Genomic DNA, 1,274 nt, shown 5'->3' with positions numbered 1-1,274 from the left:
GCGGTGTTCGGCGAGGCCCGGCCTCACCACGCGTACCTGTTTGCCAACCGGCGCGCCACGCGCCTGAAGGTGCTGGTGCATGACGGCATTGGGGTGTGGCTGGCGGCGCGGCGTCTGAACGCGGGGCGCTTCGTGTGGCCCCAGGGCGGCGGCCAGGTGGGTCTGAGCCGCGAGCAGCTCGACGCGCTGGCGCTGGGCCTGCCTTGGCAGCGTCTGGGCGATGCGGGGATCATTCGCGTGATCTGAGAAAGCGAGCAATCGGGCAAAGCGCCAATGCCCGAGGGCCGCCGATGACGGCATGATCGCTGTCCATGATCTCGACGCAGGACCTGGACTCGCTGGACGCGCAGCAAATGCGCGAAGCGATGCGGGTGATGCTCGAGCAGATGGAGCGTCACAACCGCGAGATCGCCTTCAAGCAGGCCATCATCGACAAGCTCACGCACGAGAACGCGGTGCTCAAGCGGCTGAAGTTCGCCGCGCAGTCCGAGCGGTTCAACGCCGAGCAGCGCGAGCTGCTGGACGAGACACTGGATGCTGACCTGGAGGCCGTCTCGCGCGAGATCCAGGCGCTGCAGCCGGTGGCTGCGGTCAGTGAGCAAAAACGCCAGCCCAAACGCGCCGCGTTGCCGGCGGCCTTGCCGCGCCGGGAGATCCGCCACGAACCCGAGAGCACCACCTGCGCCTGCGGTTGCCAGATGAAGCGCATCGGTGAGGACATTGCCGAGAAGCTGGACTATGTGCCGGGCGTGTTCACCGTGGAGCGCCACGTGCGTGGCAAGTGGTCCTGCGCCAAGTGCGAGACGATCGTGCAAGCGCCGGTGGCGCCTCACGTGATCGACAAGGGCATTCCCACCACGGGCCTGCTCGCGCAGGTGCTGGTGGCCAAGTACGCGGACCACCTGCCGCTGTACAGGCAGGAAGGCATCTACGCACGCGCCGGCCTGGCGATCCCGCGTTCCACGCTGGCGCAGTGGATCGGGGCCTGTGGCGTGCAGCTGCAGCCGCTGGTGGACGCCATGCGTAGCGAGTTGCGCACGCACAGCGTATTGCACGCCGACGAGACGCCGGTGGCCATACTCGATCCGGGCGCGGGCAAGACGCACCGCGCTTACCTGTGGACCTACTGCAGCACCGCGTGGTCCCCTGACAAGCTAGTGGTGTTCGACTTCGCCGAAGGCCGCGCGGGCCGCTACCCGGCGCAGTTCCTGGGCCACCCCGGCGAAGGCGCCTGGCGCGGCACGCTGATCTGCGACGATTACTCGGGCTACAAG

At 68.0% G+C, this 1,274-nt stretch carries 2 protein-coding genes; both read left to right on the top strand.

Translation table 11 applies throughout. The annotated features are described in order from the left end of the window. The coding region (gene tnpB, locus WG922_RS21910) for an IS66 family insertion sequence element accessory protein TnpB (RefSeq protein WP_340285166.1) at positions 1–246 on the top strand (246 nt) is incomplete at its 5' end. A gap of 68 nt (positions 247–314) precedes the next feature. Beyond that, a partial coding sequence (gene tnpC, locus WG922_RS21905) for an IS66 family transposase (protein WP_340285167.1) occupies positions 315–1,274 on the top strand: 960 nt, incomplete at its 3' end.

This window comes from Ramlibacter sp. AN1015, assembly GCF_037726105.1.
GTDB lineage: Bacteria > Pseudomonadota > Gammaproteobacteria > Burkholderiales > Burkholderiaceae_C > Ramlibacter.
Note: the sequence above shows the minus strand (reverse complement) of the source record. Positions and strands in the feature narration are given on the sequence as shown.